This window comes from Paenibacillus sp. AR247, from assembly GCF_002968895.1.
Taxonomy (GTDB): Bacteria; Bacillota; Bacilli; order Paenibacillales; family Paenibacillaceae; genus Paenibacillus_AQ; species Paenibacillus_AQ favisporus.
Genome location: NZ_PCZT01000112.1, coordinates 1 through 925, shown reverse-complemented (window position 1 = coordinate 925; position 925 = coordinate 1). Strand labels below are relative to the sequence as shown.

Annotated in this window: 1 protein-coding gene and 1 pseudogene; both read right to left on the bottom strand. The window is 48.0% G+C overall.

The genetic code is table 11. The features are described 5' to 3' along the window. Positions 1 to 706, bottom strand: a pseudogene (locus CPT76_RS36430) (phage tail tape measure protein); the annotation flags it as partial. Then, positions 703 to 925, bottom strand: a 223-nt coding sequence (locus tag CPT76_RS38615; protein ID WP_219845516.1) for a hypothetical protein, incomplete at its 5' end; no start/stop codon positions are given. The pseudogene CPT76_RS36430 and the gene CPT76_RS38615, both read right to left, overlap by 4 nt.

Genomic DNA, 925 nt, shown 5'->3' with positions numbered 1-925 from the left:
CGTAGGCATCTGTGAACTTGGCCAGGCCGTAGTCGAGATCAGCCATTTTAAAGTTCCAGATCCCTGTTTGCTGTGAAATTTTTTCAGCAAGGGCACTGAGTTGGTCGCTCTGCTCTTGGCTACCCATCTGTGTCGAATTCAAAATTTTGTCACGTTCGTTTATATAAGAATAGTATTGAGCCCGGGACTTGCTGGCATCCTCATACGCCTGTTGGTAGCCCTCTACACTGTCTTGTAACTCCTTATACTCCTTAACCAATTCAGGCAGCTGTTCCTCTTTATCCATGACAGACGCTTCAAGGTCACGTTTGGCTATTTGTTGCTTTGCTTGATTTATTCTGTCAGCCGCTTCCGCCTGGTCCCTAAGCATGCCCGTCTTAGCATCCTCAGCACTAATGATATCTGGATTGAGCTTGATCAGTTCTTTTTCAACATCCACCAATTTACGTCTAGCTTCGGTCAACTCTTCTGCGGGTGTTTTGGAGTCTTTGATCTTTTCGGTCAGACGATCATACTCACGGATCAGGTTCTGGGTCCGTTTGGTCTGGTAATCGAGAGCACCATAATCATCAAAGGACTTTTGCAACGTGTCACCCATGTTAAGAAGCTCTTCCCGCGCTTCTTTTTGATGGTTTTTGTAAGAGATAACAGCAGCTGTAACAAGCCCAACAGCCCCTACAGCGATCCCTACAGGGCTCGTCATCATACCAAGGGTCTTTTGGAATTTACTGACCCCGTTCGTCGTGTCAAAAACGACTTCCCAACCTTGGTAAAATCCTTGCCCATGGATACAGCGTTCTTGGTCAGCATGGCTGCCGGAACACCGAGGGCCAGGTTTTTGATCAGATCCTTGTTATCCGATGCCCAGTCAGTCACACCGTTTAGCGCCGGCATACGTCCTCGCCGATCGGAATGACCAGGTTCG